The 21554-nt window shown below is 71.7% G+C and carries 2 protein-coding genes (1 of these 2 only partly in view); both read right to left on the minus strand.

Annotation, left to right across the window (positions count from 1 at the left end; genetic code table 11):
- On the minus strand, nt 1-10448 hold the 5' portion of the coding sequence (locus tag J5226_RS17320; RefSeq protein WP_215835674.1) for a non-ribosomal peptide synthetase. Its footprint begins 5077 nt before the window's first position; only the first 10448 of its 15525 coding nucleotides appear in the window; it begins with the start codon at nt 10446-10448; the stop codon falls past the left edge of the window.
- Entirely contained in the window at nt 10442-21553 is an 11112-nt protein-coding gene (locus tag J5226_RS17325; RefSeq protein ID WP_215835675.1) for a non-ribosomal peptide synthetase, read from the minus strand. The genes J5226_RS17320 and J5226_RS17325 overlap by 7 nt, the downstream gene beginning before the upstream one ends.
- Nucleotide 21554 lies beyond the last annotated feature (1 nt).

Here is a 21554-nt window from a genome sequence, read left to right on the forward strand (position 1 = left end):
GGCTCGGCCGCGACCGCGGCTTCGACTTCGCCGGGTTCGACCCGGTAGCCGCGGATCTTCACTTGTTCGTCGATGCGGCCGAGGAACCGCAGCTCGCCGTTTTCGTCCCAGCGCGCGCGGTCGCCGCTGCGATAGAAGCGCTCGCCGTCGGCGACGACGAAACGCTCTTCGCTGAGCGCCGGCCGGCCGAGATAACCGCGCGCCAGCCCGGCGCCGCCGAGCCACAACTCGCCGGGCACCCCGACCGGCTGCAGCGCGCCGTCGGCCGCGCACACGCGCAGGCTCACGCCCGGCAACGGCGCGCCGAGCTTGATCGGCTCGCCGGCGCGAATCGGCGCGCTGGTCGCGCAGACGGTGTTTTCCGAGGGACCGTAGGCGTTGAACATCGGCGCCCGCGCGGCCCAGGTCCAGGCCAGCCGCTCGTCGCAGGCTTCGCCGGCGACGATCAGCGCTCGCAAGGCGTAACCGCGTTGCGGATCGAGTTGCGCCAGCATCACCGGCGGCAAGGTCGCGTGGGTGATGCCCTCGCCGGCCAATCGTTCGCCCAGCGCCTGCGCCGAGAGGCGTTCGTCCTCGCCGCACAGATGCAGGCTGGCGCCGGCGGTCAGCGCCATCAGCCATTCCCAGGCGGCGGCGTCGAAACCGAACGAGGCGAAACCGAGCACGCGGCTGTCCGGGCCGGTCGCGTACAGGCGCTGCTGCGCCTCGGCCAGATTGGACAGGCCGCGATGTTCGAGCATCACGCCCTTGGGCTGGCCGGTGGAGCCGGAGGTGTAGACCAGATACGCCAAGGTGTGCGGCGCCGTCGCCGGCAACGCGGTGTCGGTTGCGGTGTCGACTAGCAACGTTTCCAGCTCGAGCGCGGGTGTTGCCGCTTCGGCGCCTTGCAGCGCCTTGCGCCCGGCCGCGTCGGCCAGCACCCGGCTCGCGCCCGCGTCGGCGAGCATGAAGCCGATGCGTTCGGCCGGATACGCCGGATCGACCGGCAAATACGCCGCGCCGGCGAGCAACACGCCGAGCATGGCGGCGATGGCGTCGGCGTTGCGGCCGGCGCAGACCGCGACGATGGCGCCCTCGCCGATCCCCTCGCGCCGCAGCGCGGCGGCGACCGCGCGCGCGCGGCGGACCAACTCGGCGTAATCGACGGCGCCGTCCGCGGTGCGGATCGCGACGGCGTCGGGCCGGCGTTGCGCCCAGGCCAGCACGCGCTCGTGCGCGGGCACGAACGACGCTTCCGGCGCCGACGGCGCCCCCAGCGCCAGCAACCGCGCGCGTTCGTCCGCTTCGAGCAATTCGACCGTGTCGGCATCGACCGCTTCGGGCAGGCGCCGCAGCACGCTGGTGAGATGCGCGATCAACCGCGCGGCCGCGGCCGGCGCGATCCGCTCGGCGCGATAGCCCAGGCGCAGACTCAAAGTCCGCTCCAGGCCGGCGCTGAGGCTCAGCGCGTAGTGGGTGCGCTCGCTGTGGCCGCGCTGCTCCATGCGCAGCGCGCCGTCGTCGGCCGCCAGCGCCGGGTCGGCCATGGCGTCGAGCGGATAGTTGTCGAAGGCCAGCACGCTGTCGAACAGGGCCGCGCCCGGCGTCAGTTCCGACTCGCGCTGGATCTGCGCCAGCGACAGATAGCCGTGCGCGTTGGACTGCTGGAACTGTTCGTGCAGCCGGCTCAGCGCGGCGCCGATGGTTCCGCCGTCGAAGTCCACGCGCACCGGCAAGGTGTTGATGAACAAGCCGACCATCTCGCCGACCGCGGGCACGTCGACATCGCGGCCGGACACGGTCGCGCCGAACACCACCTGCCGCTCGCCGCTGTAGCGGTGCAGCAGCCACGCCCAGCTCCATTGCAGCAAGGTGTTGACCGTGGTGCGGCGGCGCTGGGCGAGTTCGCGCAACGCCTGGCTCGCAGCCGCGTCGAGCTCGGCCGCGATTTCGCGATGGCCGTGTTCTTCGCCGGCCGCGGCCGCGTCGTTATGGTCGATCGCCAGCGGCGTCGGCGCCTGGATGCCGGCGAGGCGTTCGCGCCAGTAACCGCGCGCGGCCGCATCGTCCTGGCGGGCGAGCCAGGCGACGTAATCCTCGTACGCCGCCGGAGGCGGCAAGGCTTCGGTCGCGCCAACGCGGCGCGCGGCGTAGGCGCGCATCACGTCGCGGTAGACCAGCGGCAGGCTCCAGCCGTCGAGCAACAAATGGTGCTGGGTCCACAGCAACTGCCAGCGCTCGTCGCCGAGGCGGAACAGCGCCACCCGCATCAGCGGCGGCGCGTGCAGCTCGAAACCGGCGGCGCGGTCGCGGCTCAGATAAGCCTCGAAGCCTTGCTGCTGTTGCGCGTCGTCGATCTCGCGCCAGTCCTCTTCATGCCACGGCAGTGCGGCCGCGTCGGCGACCGCCTGCAGCAGCGGCCCGCCGGCGCTGTCGAAGCCGGTGCGCAGGATCGCGTGGCGGTCCACCACCGCCTGCCACGCGGCGCGGAACGCGGCCGGATCGAGCGGGCCGGACAGGCGCGGATGGATCTGCACCACGTAGGCCGAACGGTCCAGCGCGGCGTGGTAATGCAGACCGGCCTGCATCGGCGTGGCCGGGTAGGCCCGCTGCAAACGCGGGTGGCGCGTGCGCAGCGCATCGACCGCGTCCTGATCCAAGGCCAGCAACGGAAAATCCGAAGGCGTGAAGCCGCCGCTTTCGGGCTGCAGGCAATGCGCCACCACGGCGCGCACGCTCTCGGCGATGCAGGCCAGCAAGCGCTCGGCGTCGGCCGTACCGTCGCGATTCGGATCGTGGCTCAACGACAGACGCAAGCGATCCCCAGCGACCAGAGCGCTGAGCGACCAACGCGCCGGCCGCCGCCGCGCCGGCGACACCTGCGCGCCGGCGGCGCCCTCGGCGGCGCGCAATCCGGCCTGCCCCTCCAGCATCGTGTCCACTTGCCCGAGGTAGTTGAACTCGAATTCGGGTTCGCGCATCGCCCGCAGCAGCGGATCGCCGAGCAGATCGCGCAGCGCGCCGAAGCCGATACCGTCGCCGGGCACGGCGCGGCAACGCTCCTTGATCGCCTTGATCGCGGCGCCGGCGTGCGCCTCGGCCGCGTGCAGGGTCAGCGGATAGACACAGGTGAACCAGCCCACGGTTTGGCTCAGGTCGGTCTCGCTCTCGCCTTGCGGCGCGCTGCGGCCGTGGCCTTCCATCCGCAGCGACAATCGCTCGCGGCCGTCCCAGGCGCGCACGCCCAGGTACACCGCAGCCAGCAGCAATTCGTTGATGCGGGTGCGGTAGGCGCCGTTGCAACGTTGCAGCAGATCGCGCGTGGTCGCCTCGTCCAGCGCCAGCGCGAGGTTGCGCGCGTTGCCGTAGTGGCCGTGATCGCGCTCGCCATCGGCCTGGTCGCTGGCTTCGCTCGCTTGCTCGCGCCAGTACGCCAGCTCGGCGCGGCCGGCTTCGCCCTGCGCCCATTGCGCCAGCCGCTCGGCCCACTGCTGCAGCGACGCGGTCTTGGCCGCCAGAACGACGGGCTCGCCGGCGCGGAACTGCGCGTACGCGCGCTCGATGTCGGCCAACAGGATGCGCCAGGACACGCCGTCCACGACCAGATGATGCGCGACCAACAGCAACCGGCCTTGCTCGCCCGGCGGCGGCGCGAAATGGATCGCGCGCAGCAGCGGGCCGGCGCTCAGGTCGAAACCGCGCTGCCAGCGTTCGCAGCGTTCGTTCAAGTCGTGCAAGCCCGGCTCGATCGCCACGGCGCTGTCGAGCAGCGCCTCGTCGAGCGGCGCGTATGCGGCGGCGATGCCCTGCTCGTCCGCGTCGAAACGAAGACGCAGCGCGTCGTGGCGCCGGTACAGGGCGCGCACGATCGGCGCGAGCGCGGCCGGATCGAAATCGACCGGCGTGCTCAGCCACAGCGACTGATTGAAGTGATGGCGGTCCTGGGCGTCGGCGAAGAACTCGCGCTGCACCGGCAACAGACGCTGCGCGCCGGCGCTGTCGTGCTGCGGCGCCAGCGCCGCGCCGGAGCGCGCGCGCGCGGCCAGCGCGGCGATGGTCTGGGCCTGGAACAGATCGCGCGAGGTCAGCGCCAACCCGGCCTGGGCGGCCTTGGCCGCGACCTGGATCGACAGGATCGAATCGCCGCCGATCTCGAAGAAATTGTCGTGGACGCCGACCCGCTCCAGGCGCAGCAGTTCGCACCAGATCGCCGCCAGCGCGGCCTCGGCGGCGTCGCGCGGCGCTTGGTAGCCCTGCGCGGCCAGCGCCGACTCGTCCGGCGCCGGCAGCGCCTTTCGGTCGATTTTGCCGTTCGCGGTCAGCGGCAACGCGTCGAGCGCGACGAACGCGGACGGCAACATGTAATCGGGCAGTTTGGCGGCGAGCGCCTGACGCCACTGGTTGACGTCGCCTTCGCTGCCGACGAGATAGGCGACGAGGCGGCGGGCGCCGCCGTCTTCGCGCACCACGGCGACCGCTTCGCGGGTGCCGGGCAGTTGCTGCAGCGCTGCTTCGATCTCGCCGAGTTCGATGCGGAAGCCGCGCAGCTTGATCTGGCCGTCGTTGCGGCCCATGAACTCGATGCGGCCGTCGGCGCGCCAGCGGCCGAGGTCGCCGCTGCGGTAGAAGCGCTCTGCTCCGCCGAGCGGATCGGCGACGAACTTTTCGGCGCTGAGCTCCGGGCGGTTCAAGTAACCGCGCGCTACGCCCGCGCCGCCGATGAACACCTCGCCAGTGACGCCGACCGGAACCGGCTGGCCTTGCGCGTCGACGATGCGGATCGTCGTGTTGTGGATCGGCCGGCCGATGGGAATCGAGCGGCCGCTCGTATCGTCCGCGACGATGTCGTGGGTCGCGGCGAAGGTGGTGGTTTCGGTCGGGCCGTAACCGTTGATGAGGCGGCGCGGACGGTGCTCGCGCGACAACAGTTTGGCGACGGTGCGCACGTCGAGCGCGTCGCCGCCGATCAGCAGCTGATCGAGCTGGCCGAATACGTCCTCCAGCTCGTCGACATAAGCATTGAACAAGCCTACGGTGAGCCACATCGCGGTGACGCCGGCTTGCTTCAGCGAAGCCGACAGCGCCTTCGGATCGAGCACCGTTTCCGGTTCGATCACCGCCACGCAGGCGCCGTTGAGCAACGCGCCCCACAGTTCCCAGGTCGAAGCGTCGAACGCGGGATTCGCGCAATGCGCGACCACGTCCTGATCGCCCAGTGGCGCGAAGCCGCCGTTGACGGCCAGACGCAGCACCGCGCGGTTCTCGACCATCACGCCCTTCGGCGTACCGGTAGAACCGGACGTGTATATGACGTAAGCCAGATCATCGGCCCCGCCGTCGACTTCCGGCGCGACGTCCGCATGTCCGGACCACGCACGCCACGACAACGGCAGCGCATCGGCGAAGCCGTTATCGGCCAAGACCGCCTTCGCACCGCTGTCTGCGATCAATTCGGCCAAACGTTCGGCCGGCTGTTCGGGATCCAGCGGCACATACGCCGCCCCGGCTTTCAGCACGGCCAACGTCGCCACCACGAGATCGACGCTGCGCCGGCCGAGCAACACCACGCGATCCTCGCGCCCGATACCACGCTCGCGCAGGCCATTGGCGATGCGGTTCGCGCGCCGATCCAACTCGGCGTAACCGACCGTCTCGCCGGCGCTCCACAGCGCCGCCGCATCGCCGCGTCGCGCAACGCAGGCCGCGAACTCGCGCGCGATGGTCGAATCGGCCGGATACGGCCGGGCCGTGTCGTTGAACGTCTCCACGACCTGCGTACGCTCTTGCGCCGACAACAACGGCAGCGCCGACAGCGGCTTCGCTCCAGCGTCCGGCAGCGCGGTCAAAATCGCGGTGAGATAGCGCAGCCACCGCCGCACCGTCGCTTCGTCGAACAGATCGGTCGCGTACTCCAGCACGCCGCGGATGCCGCGTTCGCCGTCGGACACCGACAAGGTCAGATCGAAACGGGTGCTGGCATGGGCCTGGCCCAGCGCCGACAGACGCAGGCCCGGCAGTTCTCGCGCCTCGCCCTGCGGCGTGTTGTCCAGCGCCAGCGCCGCCTGGAACAGCGGGTGATAGGCCAATTGCCGGGTCGGCTTGAGCGCGTCGACGATCTGCTCGAACGGCACGTCCTGGTGCGCGAGCGCGGCCAAGGAGTCGGTCTTGATCCGCGCCAGCAGCGAGGACGCATCGATGTCCGCCGGCAAGCGCACCCGCAACGGCAAGGTGTTGACGAAGAAGCCGATCAGCGGCTCCAGCGACGGCGACGGACGATTGGCGACCGGGCTGCCGATCACCACCTCGTCCTGCCCGCTCAAGCGCGACAGCAGCGCCGACCAGCCGGTCAACAGGGCCATGAACACCGAAGCGCCCTGCCCGCGTGCCCAGTCGCGCAGACGCGCGCTGGCGTCGGCACCGAGCTCGAACGGCAGCATCGCGCCGGCATGCGTCGGCGCCGCCGGGCGCTCGCGGTCGCCGGGCAACTCCAGGCGTTCGGGCGCGTCGCGCAGATGCTCGCGCCAGAACGACAACTGCGATTCCAGCGTCGTCGCGTCGGTACCGCAGCGCTGCCACGCGGCATAGTCGGCGTACTGCAGCGGCAGCGGCGGCAACGGATCGGCTTCGCCGGCGGCGAACGCGCGGTACAGCTCGCTCAGCTCGCGAGTGAGCACGCCGTTGGACCAGCCGTCGGAAACGATGTGGTGCAGGGTCAGGAACAGCGCGTGTTCGTCGCCGCTCAGCCGCGTCAGCCGCGCGCGGATCGGCCGCTGCGCGGCCAGATCGAACGGCGCCAGCGCTTCTTCGCGCGCGATCGCGATCAGGGCATGCTCGCGCTCATCGGCGCCGAGCGCGCTGAGGTCGTCCTCGCGCAGCGGCAAGCCTTCGTCGGCATCGGCGATCCAAGGCGCGGCCGCGCCCTCGGCTTCGGCGAAACGCGTGCGCAGCACGCTGTGGCGGGCGACGATGCGGTCCAAGGCGGCGCGCAAGGCCGGCAAATTCAGCTCGCCCTGCAGGCGCAGCGCCGAGGGCATGTGGTAGGCGGCCGAAGCGGCGCGGTCGAGGCGGTCGAGGAACCACAGGCGCTGCTGCGCGAACGACAGGCGCAGCGGCTCGGCGGGATCGGCCGCGGCCAACGGCGCCGCGGTCGCCGCGGCGGCGGCCACGAACGCGGCCAAGCGCGCCGGCGTGGAATGCTCGAACACGGCGCCGACCGGCACCTGCTTGCGCAGTTCGGCGGCGACGCGCGCGGCCAAGCGCGCGGCCAGCAGCGAGTGGCCGCCGAGCTCGAAGAAATTGTCGTGAATGCCGACGCGTTCGACCCGCAGCAACTCGGCGAAGATCGCGCACAACGCGGTTTCGGCGGCGTCGCGCGGCGCGACGTAACGCTGGGCGGCGAGCGCCGATTCGTCCGGCGCCGGCAACGCCCTGCGGTCGATCTTGCCGTTCGCGGTCAGCGGCAACGCGTCGAGGGCGACGAACGCGGCCGGCAACATGTACTCGGGCAGTTTGGCGGCGAGCGCCTGACGCCACTGGCTGGCATCGCCTTCGCTGCCGACCAGATACGCGATCAGGCGACGGCCCACGGCCTCGTCTTCGCGCACCACCGCGACGGCTTCGCGGGTGCCGGGCAGCTGTTGCAGCGCCGCTTCGATCTCGCCGAGTTCGATGCGGAAGCCGCGCAGCTTGATCTGGCCGTCGTTGCGGCCCATGAACTCGATGCTTCCGTCGCTGCGCCAGCGGCCGAGGTCGCCGCTGCGGTAGAAGCTCTCTGCTCCGCCGAGCGGATCGGCGACGAACTTTTCGGCGCTGAGCTCCGGGCGGTTCAAGTAACCGCGCGCTACGCCCGCGCCGCCAATGAACACCTCGCCAGTGACGCCGACCGGAACCGGCTGGCCTTGCGCGTCGACGATTCGGATCGTCGTGTTGTGGATCGGCCGGCCGATGGGAATCGAGCGGCCGCTCGTGTCGTCCGCGACGATGTCGTGGGTCGCGGCGAACGTGGTGGTTTCGGTCGGGCCGTAGCCGTTGATGAGGCGGCGCGGACGGTGCTCGCGCGACAGCAATCGGGCGACGGTGCGCACGTCGAGCGCGTCGCCGCCGATCAGCAGCTGATCGAGCTGGCCGAATACGTCCTCCAGCTCGTCGACATAAGCATTGAACAAGCCTACGGTGAGCCACATCGCGGTGACGCCGGCTTGCTTCAGCGAAGCCGACAGCGCCTTCGGATCGAGCACCGTTTCCGGCTCGATCACCGCCACGCAAGCGCCGTTGAGCAGCGCGCCCCACAGTTCCCAGGTCGAAGCGTCGAACGCGGGGTTCGCGCAATGCGCGACCACGTCCTGATCGCCCAACGGTGCGAAGCCGCCGTTGACGGCCAAACGCAGCACCGCGCGGTTCTCGACCATCACGCCCTTCGGCGTGCCGGTCGAGCCCGAGGTGTACATGACATAGGCCAAATCTTCGGCCGTACCGTCGACTTCCGGTGCGGCATCCGAATAGTCGGACCACGCCCGCCAAGACAACGGCAGCGCATCGGCGACATCGCCATCGGCCAGCACCGCACGCGCGCCGCTGTCGGCGATCAACTCCGCCAGACGTTCGGCCGGCTGCTCGGGGTCCAGCGGCACATACGCCGCGCCGGCCTTGAGCACGCCCAGCGTCGCCACGACCAGATCGGCGCTGCGCCGACCGAGCAACACCACGCGATCTTCACGCCCGATACCGCGCTCGCGCAGGCCGTTGGCGATGAGGTTCGCGCGCCGATCCAACTCGGCGTAACCGACCGTCTCGCCCGCACTCCACAGCGCCTCCGCATCGCCGCGTCGCGCAACACACGCCGCGAACTCGCGCGCGATGGTCGAATCGGCCGGATACGGCCGAGCGGTGTCGTTGAAGGTCTCCACGACCTGCGTACGCTCTTGCGCCGACAACAACGGCAGCGCCGACAACGCCAGATCGTCCGCCGCCTGCGCCAGCCCCGCCAACATCGCTTGCAGGCGTTCGGCCAGCCGCAGCGCGCTGGCTTCGTCGAACAGATCGCGGGCGTACTCCAGCGCGCCGCCGAGGCTGCCGTCGGCGTTTTCGACGAAGGTCGCGGTCAAATCGCAATGCGCGGTGTCGTGCGGCATCGACACCGCGTCCACCTCCAGCCCCGGCAGCTCGAAACCACGGCCGCCGGGGGTGTTGTCGAGCGACAACAGGGTCTGGAACACCGGATGATGGCCGAGATCGCGCACCGGGCGCAGCGCTTCGACCACTTGCTCGAACGGCACGTCCTGATGGTCGTAGGCGCCCAGCGTGGTCTCGCGGACTTGCCGCATCAGCGCGCCGACGTCGCCGGCGGCGGCCGGTGCCAAGCGCAGCGCCAGGGTGTTGACGAAGAAGCCGACGATGGATTCGGTCTCGCGGCGCTGGCGATTGGCGGTCGGCGTGCCGATCACCACCTCGTCCTGCCCGCTCAGCCGCGACAGCAGCGACGACCAGCCGGCCAACAAGCTCATGAACAAAGTGCCGCCGTGGCGCCGCGCCAAGGCGCGCAGACCTTCGGCGTGCATCGCCGGCACGCGCAGCGCAACGCTGGCGCCGCGATGGCTCGCGCGCGGCGGACGCGCGCGATCGGTCGGCAGTTCCAGCAGCGCCGGCGCGTCGCGCAGGCGCTCGCACCACCACTGCAGTCCCTGCTCCAGGCCACCGCGGCTGTGCTGCCAGCAGGCGTAATCGGCATAGCTCAGCGCGGGCGCCGGCAGCGGATCGGCGCGGCCTTCGGCGAAGGCCGCGTACAGCGCCGCCATGTCGCGCACCAGCAGGCCCATCGACCAGCCGTCGCCGGCGATGTGGTGGCTGGCGAAAGCGAGGACATGCTCGCGCTCGCTCAACCTTACCAGCGCGACCCGCAGCAGCAAGTCGGCGCTGAGGGCGAACGCGGTGCCGGCCTGATCGCGCAGCAGCGCGTCCAGGCGCTGGGCGCGAACGGCCGGATCCAGCGCTTCCAGATCGTGGCGCACGACGGCCAGCGGCTGCGCCGGCCGCACCTGCTGCACCGGTTCGCCGTCGCGCTCGGCGAACACCGTGCGCAGCGCGGTGTGGCGCGCCAGCAACGCGTCGAGCGCGCGTTGCAGCGCCTGCGCGTCCAGGCGTCCGCGCAGGCGCAGCGCGCCGGGCAGGTTGTACTGCGGGCTGCCGCCACCGAGCGCATCGACGAACCACAAGCGGCGCTGGGCGAACGACAAGGGATACGCATCGGCCGGCGGCGCCGGCAGGATCGGCTCCGGCGCGGCGGCCGCGCTCGCCGCGCTGCGTTCGAGCGCGGCGATCAGCGCCGGCTTGTGCGCGCGGATCGCGTCGGCCAACTCGGGCGTGATCGCCCCGCGCGGCGCATCGCTGCGCAGCGTGCCGTCCACGACCGACAGCGTCACCCGCCGCTGGCCGAGTTCGCGCAGCAACGCGGCCAGATCCATGCTCACCATTGGGTCGTCTCCATTGCGTCGTCGTGTTCGGCCGGCTCGGCCGCGGCGTGCGCGCCGGCGGCGAGCAGCGCGTCGATCCAGGCCGCCAGCTCGACGATGGTCGAGCGCGCGAACAAATCGGCGATGCGCAGTTCGCAGCCGAACTCGACCCGCACCGCCGCCACCACCCGGGTCGCCAGCAGCGAATGGCCGCCGGCATCGAAGAACGTGCGGCGGGTGCCGACCGAGTCGCGTTCCAGCACTTCGCACCAGATCCGGTGCACACGCGCTTCGGTCTCGGTGCGCGGCGGCTCGTCGTCCGCTTGCAGGCTCCAGTCCGGCGCCGGCAGCGCGGCGCGGTCGACCTTGCCGTTGGCGGTCAGCGGCAACTGCGCCAGCGGCACGATCGCGGCCGGCACCAGATAGTCCGGCAGGTTCGCGGCGAGGCTGCGGCGAGCCTGGATGGGATCGAAATCCGCCGCTGCGACCGCGTACGCGACCAACTGCTTGTCGCCGCGCGCGTCGTCGAGCGCGAGCGCCAGCGCCTGACGCACGCCCGGCAGCGCAGCCAACGCGGCTTCGATCTCGCCCGGCTCGATGCGGAATCCGCGCAGCTTGATCTGCGCATCATCGCGGCCGACGAATTCGATGCTGCCGTCGGGCAAGCGCCGGCCGAGATCGCCGCTGCGGTACAGGCGGCCCAGACCAGCATCGTCGACGAAGCGCTCGGCACTGAGTTCGGGCTGATTGAGGTAGCCGCGGGCCAGACCGTCGCCGCCGATCCACAACTCGCCGACCGCGCCTAGCGGCACCGGCCGCATGCGCGCATCGAGCAAGTGCGCGCGGGTGTTGGCGATCGGGCGGCCGATCGGAATCGAACGCTCGCCGTCGACTGGCGCGGCGATGGCATGGGTCAGCGCGAAGGTGGTGCTCTCGGTCGGGCCGTAGCCGTTGACCAAGCGCGCCGGCGCGAACGGCGATTGCGCGAGCGCGGCGATCTTGCGCGGATCCAGCGCGTCGCCGCCGACCAGCAGATGGCGTAGGCGCGCGAACGCCGGGCCGAGTTCGTCGACGTAAGCGTTGAACAAGCCCACCGTCATCCACATCGCGGTGACGCCGGTGCGCAGCAACTCGTCGCGCAGCGCCGGCGCGTCCAGCACGGTGTCGTGATCGATCGCCACCACCCGCGCGCCATGCAGCCACGCCGCCCAGATTTCCCAGGTGGAGGCGTCGAACGCCGGATTGGAGCAATGGGCGACGCGGTCGTCGCTGGACAGCAGCGCGTAATCGCTGCCGATCACCAGCCGCGCGATGCTGCGGTGTTCGATCATCACGCCCTTGGGCCGGCCGGTGGAGCCGGAGGTGTACATCACGTACGCCAGCTCGCGGCCGGTCGCCGGCGCGCGTTCGGGCGCGTGCGCGGGGTTCTGCGCCCAGGCGTCTTCGGCCAGCGGCAGCCAGCCGGCGTCGGCGCGCACGCCGCTGCCGGCCAACACCGCCGCCGCGCCGGCGTCGGCGATCAGCAGGCGCACGCGCTCCTCGGGCTGGAGCGGATCGATCGGCACGTAAGCGCCGCCGGCCTTGAGCACGGCCAGCATCGCCACCAGCATCTCGACTCCGCGCGGCGCCACGATCGCCACGCGCGCCTCGTCAGCGACGCCGCGTTCGCGCAGGCCGTGAGCGAGCCGGTTGGCGCGCGCGTCGAGTTCGGCGTAGCTCAGCTGAGTCGCGCCCGCCTGCACCGCCACCGCGTCCGGCGTACGCGCGGCCTGGGCCTGGAACAGGTCGGCCAGCGAACTGGTGTCCGGATACGCCGCGCCGGTGTCGTTCCAGCGCTGCAGCTGCGCCAGTTCGGTTTCGCCGTACAACTGCGGTTCGCGCCGCGCGGCCAGCGCCGCGGGCAAGTCTTCCAGCACCCGGGTCAGGTGTGCGGCCAGACGCTCGATGACGTCTTCGGCGAAATGCTCGGCGCGATAGCCCAGCCGCAGCAGCAAGGCCTGTTCCTGCACCGCGATCAGAGTCAGGCGGTAATGGGTGAACTGCGGCGCCGAATCGCGCTCGATGCGCAGCCGGCCCGGCAGCGCCGCGGCCTGGTCGCGCGCGTCCGACGGCAGGTTCTCGAACACCAGCAAGCTGTCGAACAAAGGCTGGCCGCCGGCTTCGCGCTGGATCTGCGGCAGCGGCAGGAAGCCGTGCTGGGTGCTCTCGGCGAACTCGGCGTGCAGCGCCGCGAGCATCGCGGCGAGATCGGGCTCGCGGCCGAAACGCACCGCCACCGGCACGGTCTGGATGAACAAACCGACCATGGCTTCGATGCCGGCTACTTCCGCCGGCCGTCCCGACAGCGTGGTGCCGAACACCACCTCGTTCTGGCCGCTGTAGCGGTGCAGCACGTAGCCCCAGCTCCATTGCAGCAAGGTGTTGACGGTGATCTTCAACCGCTGGGCCAGCGCTTCCAGCGAACGGGTGGCGGTTTCCGACAGGCGCACGCGGCGCTCGCGGTGGCCGTGGCCGTCGCCGGGCGAGCGGTCGAAGCCCAGCGGCGTGGGCAGCGACAAGCCGGCCAGCGCGCCGCGCCAGTACGCGCGCGCCGCTTCCGCGTCCTGCCGCGCCAGCCACGCGATGTAATCGCCGTACACCGGCGGCGCGGCCAGCGTGTCGGCGCGGCCTTCGGTGCGCGCGACGTAGCGTTCGAGCACGTCGCGGTACACCAGCGGCCCGCTCCAGCCGTCCAAGGTGATGTGGTGCTGAGTCCACAGCACCCGATAGCGGTCTTCGCCGAGGCGGAACAAGCTCAGGCGCAGCAGCGGCGCTTGCGCGAAATCGAATCCGGCGGCGCGGTCTTCGGCCAGGAACTCGGCGAAGCGCGTTTCCTGTTCGGCCTCGTCCAGGCCGCGCCAATCGTGTTCGCGCCATGGCAATTCGGCGCGTTCCAGCACGATCTGGTGCAGCGTGCCGCCGGCCTCGTCGAAGGCCGTGCGCAGGATGTCGTGGCGGGCCACGGTGTGGTCCCAGGCGGCGCGGAACTCGGCCACGTCCAGCGGGCCGTGCAAGGTCGGATACGACTGCACCACGTAGGCGCTGCGTTCGAGCTGGCTGTGGAAATGCAGGCCCGCCTGCATCGGCGTGGCCGGGTACAGCCGGGCGATCGCGCCGTAGCGCGACTGCCATTGATCGAGCCGGGCTTGATCCGCCCGCGCCAACGGGAAATCCGACGGCGTGCGCGCGCCCGCGCCCGGTGCGAGGCAATGCGCGACCACCCGGCGCAACCCGTCGATCATCGCGTCGGCCAGCGCTTGCACGGTCTCGGCACGGTACTGAGTGCGGCTGTAGTCCAGCGCCAGACTGAGCCGGCCGCCGAAGATCCGGCCGGTCAGGCCGATCCGGCGCACCCGCTTGCGGCGCGGACCGACCTTGTCGCCGACGCTTTCCGGCGCGGCCTGGAACGCGGTGTCGGCGTTGAGCACCTGATCGAACTGGCCGAGGTAGTTGAATTCCAGATCCGGCGGGCCGAGCGCGTCGGCGGCCGCGGCCAGCTCGGCATCGTCGCCGAGGTGGCGGGCGATGCCGAAGCCGATGCCGTGCTGCGGAACCGCGCGGTACTGCTCCTTGATCGCCTTGATCGCCTCGCCTGGATCGTCGCTGCCGGATTCGATCACCAGCGGATAGATGCTGGTGAAGTAGCCCATGGTCTGGGTCAGGTCGACGCCGTCGAACAGGTCTTCGCGCCCGTGCCCTTCCATGCGCAGGCGGAACGCGGCGTGACCGCTCCAGGCGCGCAGGCCTAGGTAGGCGCCGGCCAACAGCAATTCGTTGATCTGGGTGCGATAGGCACCGGCGCAGTCGTGCTGCAGCGCGCGGGTGTGGTCGAGCTCGAGGCTGGCGGAGACCAGCGCGTTGTCGCTCATCAGGCCGACATCGCCGGACGCGTCGCCGAAATCGCTCGTCCACGGCGCCACATCGCGCCGGCATTGCTCCAGCCAGAAAGTTTTCTGCGCGGCCAGCTGCTGCGAACCGGCGTAGTCGGTCAAAGCCTCGCCCCAATGCTGGAACGAATCGGTCTTGGCCTCCAGCGCCGGCGTCTCGCCGGCGGCGGCCTGCGCGTAAGCGCGTTCGACGTCGGCCAGCAGCACCCGCCACGACACGCCGTCGACGACGAAGTGCTGCGCCAGCAGCAACAGCCGCCCGCGCTCGCCGGCGCGGGCCGGGGCGAAGTGGACCACGCGCAGCAACGGCCCGCGTTCCAGATCGAAACCGCGCTGCCAGTGATTGCAGCGCTCGGTGACGAAGGCGGCGGTCTGGGCGTCGTCGGCGTGTTCGGGCAGGCGTTCGCGCACCAGGGTGTCGGCCAGCATCGCCGCGTCCAGCGGCTGATACCAGCCGCGCCAAGCGCCCTCGCCTGCGCTGGGATTCGGCGCGAAACGCAGGCGCAGCGCGTCGTGGCGACGGTACACCGCATCCACCACCGCTTCCAGCGCGCGTTCGTCGAAATCCGCCGGCGTGATCAGCAGCACCGCTTGGTTGTAGTGATGGCGATCGACTTCGTCCAAGCCGATCAGCAGGCGATGCACCGGCAGCAGGGTCTGATCGCCTTCGCTCGCTTGCTGCGGCGCGTGGCGCACCGGCGCGTCGAGGGTCGCGGCCAGCGCCGCCAGTTCGGCCACGGTCTGGGCCACGAACAGATGCCGGGTGGTGATCGCCAGCCCGGCCTGATTGGCGCGCGACACCGCCTGGATCGCCAGGATCGAATCGCCGCCGATCTCGAAGAAGTTGTCGTGCGCGCCGACCTGCTCCAGCCGCAGCACGTCCTGCCAGATCGCCGCGAGCGCGCGCTCGCGTTCGTCGCGCGGCGCCACGTGGCTGGCCTGGGCTTGATAGTCCGGCTCCGGCAGGCGGCGCAGATCGACTTTGCCGTTGGCGGTCAGCGGCAGTTCGTCGAGGACGACGAACGCGGCCGGCATCATGTAATCCGGCAGACGCTGCTTGATTCGTTCGCGCAGCGCCTTGGTCAGCAGGGTTTCGTTGACCTCCTCCTCGTCTGGCGTCGGCGTCGCCACCACGTACGCCACCAACCGGCGCAACGCGCCTTCGCCGCGCACCATCACCAGCGCTTCGGCGACGCCCGCGTGGCCGCGCAGCGCCGCCGCGATCTCGCCCGGTTCGACCCGGTGGCCGCGGATCTTGACCTGACCGTCGACGCGGCCGAGGAATTCCAGTTCGCCCCGCGCGTTCCAGCGCACCCGGTCGCCGCTGCGGTACAGCCGCCCGCCGTCGGCGGCGCGGCCTTCCAGGAAACTGCGCGCGGTCAGTTCGGCGTTGCCGAGATAGCCGTCGGCCAAGCCCCGGCCGCCGATGCACAACTCGCCGGCCACGCCGGCCGGCACCGGCGCGCCGTGCGCGTCGAGCACTTGCAGTTCGACGTTGGGCAAAGCGCGGCCCAAGGTCAGCGGCCGGTCCACATTCACTTCGGCGCTGGTCGCCGCCACCGAAGCTTCGGACGGACCGTAGGAATTCACCACCCGGCAGCGCTGCGCCCAACGCCAGGCCAAGCGTTCGTCGCAGGCCTCGCCGGCGACGAACAGCACCCGCGGCGCCGGCGTGGTCAGCGCGTCGAACTGCGCGAGCAGCGCCGGCGGAATCGCCGCGTGGGTGATGCCCTCGCGCCCCAGCAGCCGCGCCAAGCGCGCCGGCGAGCGCCGGTCGTCTTCGTCGCACAGGTGCAGCGCGGCGCCGTTGGCCAGCGCCATCGCCCATTCCCAAACCGCGCCGTCGAAGCTGACCGAAGCGAAGGCGAGCACGCGGTCGCCCGGCCCCACGTCGTAGAGCTCGCGCTGCGACAAGGCCAGATTGACCAACCCGCGGTGCGGCACCACCACGCCCTTGGGCCGGCCGGTGGAGCCGGAGGTGAACACCACATAGGCCGGATGCTGCGGGCCGACGCCGCTGTCGGCGAACGCCGCGGGCTCGTCCGCGTCGTCGCCGAACAGCGCCTGCGCGAGCGCGCCGTCGACCGGGATCGCGGTCTGTTCGCTCAGCGCCGGCAGCGCTTCCAGCACGCTTTCCTGGGTCAGCACTAGCGCCGGTTCGGCGTCTTCGAGCATCGCCGCGAGCCGTTCGGCCGGATAGGTCGGGTCCAGCGGCACATAGGCCGCGCCCGCCTTGAGCACCGCGAGCAGGCCGGCGATGAGGTCGTGCGAGCGCTCCATGCACAGGCCCACGCGCGCGCCCGGGCCGAGGTCTTGAGCGCGCAGGAACGCGGCGATGCGCGCGGCGCGGCGGTCGAGTTCGGCGTAGCTCCAGGTCTCGCCGTCGAACGCCAGCGCCGGCGCGTCGGGCTGGCGCCGCACCTGCTCCTCGAACAATTCATGCGCGCACAACGCGGGACGCGCGACCGCGACCGGCGCGCCGAGCGCGCGCACGCGCGCGGCTTCGGCGGCGGACATCGCCGGCAGCGCCGACAACGGCGCGTCCGGACGGGCGATGGCGGCGTCGAGCCAGTGGCACAACGCGTCGCCGAGGCGCTCGATGGTGTCGGCCTCGAACAGTTCGGCGGCGTAGAGCAAGGTCAGGTCGAAGCCGTCGCCGAGATCGCGCGCATGCAATTCCAGATCGAAACGCGATACGTCGGTGCCGGCGTCGAGGCCGCCGAGGCGCAGGCCCGGCAGATCGAGCCCGGCCAGTTCGTCCTGGTGCATGGTGAAGCTGATCTGGAACACCGGCGCGTGACCGAGACTGCGCGGCGGATTGACCGCTTCGACCACCAGATCGAACGGAATCGCCTGATGCGCCAGCGCGTCGAGCACGCTGGCGCGGGCCTGCGCGAGCAGGCCGTCGAAGTCCGCGGCGTCCTCGACCCGGGTGCGGATCGCCACGCTGTTGACGAAGCAACCGATCAAATTTTCGGTGGCCGGATGGGCGCGGCCGGAGACCGGCGAGCCGACCACGATGTCGCCCTCGCCGCTCCAGCGCGCCAGCACCGCGGCGAACGCCGCGTGCAGCAGCATGAACGGCGTCGCCGCGCGGGTGCGCGCGAGTTCGCGCAGGCGCGACGACAGGCCGGCGTCGAGCCGGCGGCTCACGCGTCCGCCGGAGAAATCGCGTTGCGCCGGATATGGCCGGTCCAGCGGCAGCGAATGCACCGGCGGCGCGCCGTCCAGGCGTTCGCGCCAATGCGCCAGGCCGCGCTGCAGGCGCGCTTCGTCGAGCACCTTGCGCTGCCACAGCGCGTAATCGCCGTACTGCACCGGCAGCGGCGCCAGCGCCGGCTCGCGGCCGGTCGCCGCGGCGGCGTAGCGTTCGGCGAACTCGGCCACCAGCAGCGCGCTGGAGCCGCCGTCGGAGGCGATGTGGTGCACGGTCAGCACCGCCACCCATTCGCGCTCGTCGACGCGGAACAGCGCGGCGCGCAGCAGCGCATCGGAGGACAGATCGAAGGCGCGCGCGACTTCGGCGCGCACGCGCTCGACCAACTGCGCCTCGCGCAGTTCCGCCGCGATGCCGCGCAGGTCTTCCACGCGCAGCGGCGCTTCGACGGACTCGGCGACCGCGCACTCGCCGTCGCCATGACCGGCGAGGAAACGGGTGCGCAACACTTCGTGACGCGCCAACAGGCCGTCGAGCGCGACCCGGCACGCGGCCGGGTCGAGCTCGCCGCTCAAGCGCAGCGCCGAGGCGATGTGGTACTGGCGGCTGCCGCCTTCGACCTGATCGAGGATCCACAAACGCTTTTGCGCGTGCGACATCGCCGGCGCGACACCCGGGGCGCGCGGAAGCAGTTCCACCCGCTCCTCGCCGAATTCGTCGACATGCGCGGCGAGCGTGCGCACGGTGGGATGCTCGAACACCGCGCGCAGCGCCACGCTCTTGCCCAGGCGGCGGCCGATGTCGGCGACCGCGCGGGTCGCCAGCAGCGAATGCCCGCCGAGGGCGAAGAAATCCTCGTCGATGCCGATGCGTTCGCGGCCCAGGATCGCGCACCAGGAGTCGTGCAGAGCGCGCTCGCTGTCGGTGCGCGGCGGCGCCTCGGTGGCAGCGCCGGCCGCGGCCGGGTTCCACGCCGGCAGCGCGGAGAGATCGCGCTTGCCGTTGCCGGTCAGCGGCATGCGCGCGATCCACACCACCGCTTCGGGGAGCATGTAGTGCGGCAGGTGCGCGGCCAACGCGGCGCGCAACGCCGCGTCGTCGAGCGCGGGCGCGCCGTCGGCGGACACCGCGTAGGCGATCAGCCGGCGCGCATCGCCCGCGCCGACCGCGACCGCGGCGGCGTCGAGCACGCCTGGCAGCGCGCTCAGGCGCGCTTCGATCTCGCCGGGTTCGACCCGGTAACCGCGGATCTTGAGTTGGGCGTCGCCGCGGCCGAGGTAGCGCAAACGGCCGTCCTCGCCCCAGCAGGCCAGATCGCCGCTGCGGTAACGGCGGCTGCCGTCGTCGGAGCGCAGGAAACCGCCCTGGTCGGCGCGGCCCAGATAGCCGTCGGCCAGCTGCGGCCCGGCGATGTGCAGATGCCCGCGCACGCCGGTCGGCACCGGTTCGCCGCATTCGTCGAGCACGTCGATGCGCAGGCCGGCGAACGGCCGGCCGATCGGTACGCCTTCTTCCGCCGGCGGTGCATCGCCCGGCGCGACGACGAAACTCGCGCAGCCGACGGTGGTTTCGGTCGGACCGTATTCGTTGACGAGGGTGGTGTTCGGCGCGACCCGCTCGCGGAAGCGGGTCAAGGTCGCGGTCGACAACGCTTCGCCGCCGACCACCACGCAATGCGCGGCGGTCGCGGGCGCCTGGGCCAGATGCGCCAGCGCGTCCAGATGCGCGGGCGTGAGCTTGAACAGCAACGGCTCGGCGCCGCCGAGCAGCGCGCATAGCGCATCTAGCGAGGCTTGCGCGTCGGCCGGCAGCAGTTGCACGGCGCGGCCGACGGCCAGCGGCAGAATCAGCGAAGTGACGGTGGCGTCGAAGGCCAGCGGCGTGGCGACGACGCCGGCACCGAAGCGCTCGGCGGCGTAGAGCGAACGCGCGCGGTCTAGATAGTGCGCCAGCGCGGAATGGCCGACCGCGACGCCCTTGGGGACGCCGGTCGAACCGGAGGTGTAGATGAGATACGCCAAGCCGGCATCGGTCGCGGCCGATGCCGGAAGGTCGCGGGGGTGCGACGCATCGAGCGCATCGAGCGCGATGGCGGCGGCGCCGGCCGGCAGCGCGACGCCGTCCAGCGCTTGCGCCCGCGCGGCCAACACCGCGCGCGGTTGCGCGTCGGCGAGAATCGCGCCGATCCGCGCCGGCGGCGCGGCGGGATCGAGCGGAACGTAGGCCGCGCCGACTTTCCACACGCCCAGCATCGCCGCCGGAACCCACGCATCGCGGTCGAGCAACAACGCCACGCGATCGCCCGCGCCCACGCCGGCGGCATGCAGCGCCGCGGCCACCGCGTCGGCGGCGCGGCCGAGTTCGGCGCGGCTCCAGCGCACCGCGCCGGCGATCACCGCGAGCGCGTCGGGACGTTCGCGCAGCTGCCGTTCGATCGCGGCCAGCGCCGGTTCCGGCTCGCCGGCGACCGGCTCGCCCGCGCCCAACGCGAGCATCGCTTCGCGCTGCGGCGGGGTCAGCAGCGGCAACGCCGCCACTTCGACGCGGTCGTCGGCGGCCATCGCCCGCAGCAAGCAAGCGAAGTGGCCGAGCCAGCGTTCGACCGTGGCGCGGTCGAACAGATCGCGCGCGTACACCAACTCGCCGGCGAAGCCTTCCGCGTCCTCGCTCAGCGCCAGCGCCAGATCGAACTGGGCGGTATGCCGCGGCGGCGCCAGCGCTTCCACTTGCAGCCCCTGCAGCTGCGGCAGCCGCGCGCCGGCGCCGGACACGGTCAGGCTGGCCTGGAACAGCGGCGAATGGCTGAGGCTGCGCTGCGGGCGCAGCGCGTCGACGATGTTCTCGAACGGAACGTTCTGGTGGGCGTAGCCTTCCAGGGTCAGTTCCTTGACCCGATGCAGCAGCTCGCCCACCGAGGGGCGCTCGTCGAGGCGCACATGCAGCGGCATGGTGTTGGCGAAGAAGCCGATCAGCGGCTCGACCTGCGCGCTCTGGCGATTGGCGACCGGGCAGCCGATCACCACCGAATCCTGTCCCGACAGACGCTGCAGCAACGCCGCCCAGCCGGCCAGCAGGACCATGAACGGCGTGGCGCGATGGCGCGCGGCCAATTCGCGCAGGGCCGCGCTGGTGTCGGCGTCGATGCGCACCGGCACGCGTTCGCCGGCATAGCTCTGGCGCGGCGGACGCACGCGGTCGGCCGGCAGTTCCAGCAGCGCGGGCGCGCCGGCCAGATGGGTTTTCCAATACTCGGTTTCGGCGAGCAAGCGCGCCTCGTCCAGGCGCTCGCGCTGCCATGCGGCGTAGTCTGCGTACTGGATCGGCGGCGGCGGCAGCGGATCGGCCTGGCCCGCCGCGGTGGCGGCGTAGATCGCGCCGAGTTCGCGCACCAGCACCGCGCTGGACCAACCGTCGGAGACGATGTGGTGCATCGTCACCGCCAGCACGTGCTCGTCCTCGCCGGTGCGCAGCAGGCGCAGGCGCAACGGCCCGGCCGCGGCGAGATCGAAAGGCTCGCGGCTTTCGGCTTCCAGGTGTTCCCACACCCGCGCCTGGGCGTCGCCGCCGCGCAGGTCGAACAGCGGCAGCGCCGGCGTCTGCGCCGGCAGCACCCGCTGCAGCGCCTCGCCGCCGTCGCCGCCGTCGACGAAGCACGTGCGCAGCGCCTGATGGCGCTCGACGATGCGCGCCAGGGTGCGGCGCAGCGCATCGAGGTCGAGTTCGCCGCGCAGGCGCAGCGCCGCGGCCACGTGATAGGCCGCGCTCGCGGCCGGATCGAGCTGATGCAGGAACCACAGCCGGCGCTGGGCGAACGACAGCGGCGCCGGATCCTGCGGCCGCGCGCGCGCCGCGATGGCCTCGCCGGCCGCGGCGGCGGCGTCCTCGCCGAGGAAGGCGATCAGCGCGTCGCGATTCTCGCGCAGCAACGCCACCGCGCGCGCGGAGAGATCGGCCGTGGCCGAACGGGTCTTGAGCCGGCCCTGGTCGAGGAAAGGAAACACACCCTCGGCGTTGAGCAACGCGACGATCTCGGCAACCCGCATC

It is taken from the genome of Lysobacter sp. K5869, from assembly GCF_018847975.1.
Taxonomy (GTDB): Bacteria; Pseudomonadota; Gammaproteobacteria; order Xanthomonadales; family Xanthomonadaceae; genus Lysobacter.

What these genes read in the sequence shown, in the direction of transcription:
- J5226_RS17325 (WP_215835675.1), bottom strand. Translation starts at nt 21,553, where the DNA reads ATGCGGGTTGCCGAGATCGTCGCGTTGCTCAACGCCGAGGGTGTGTTT.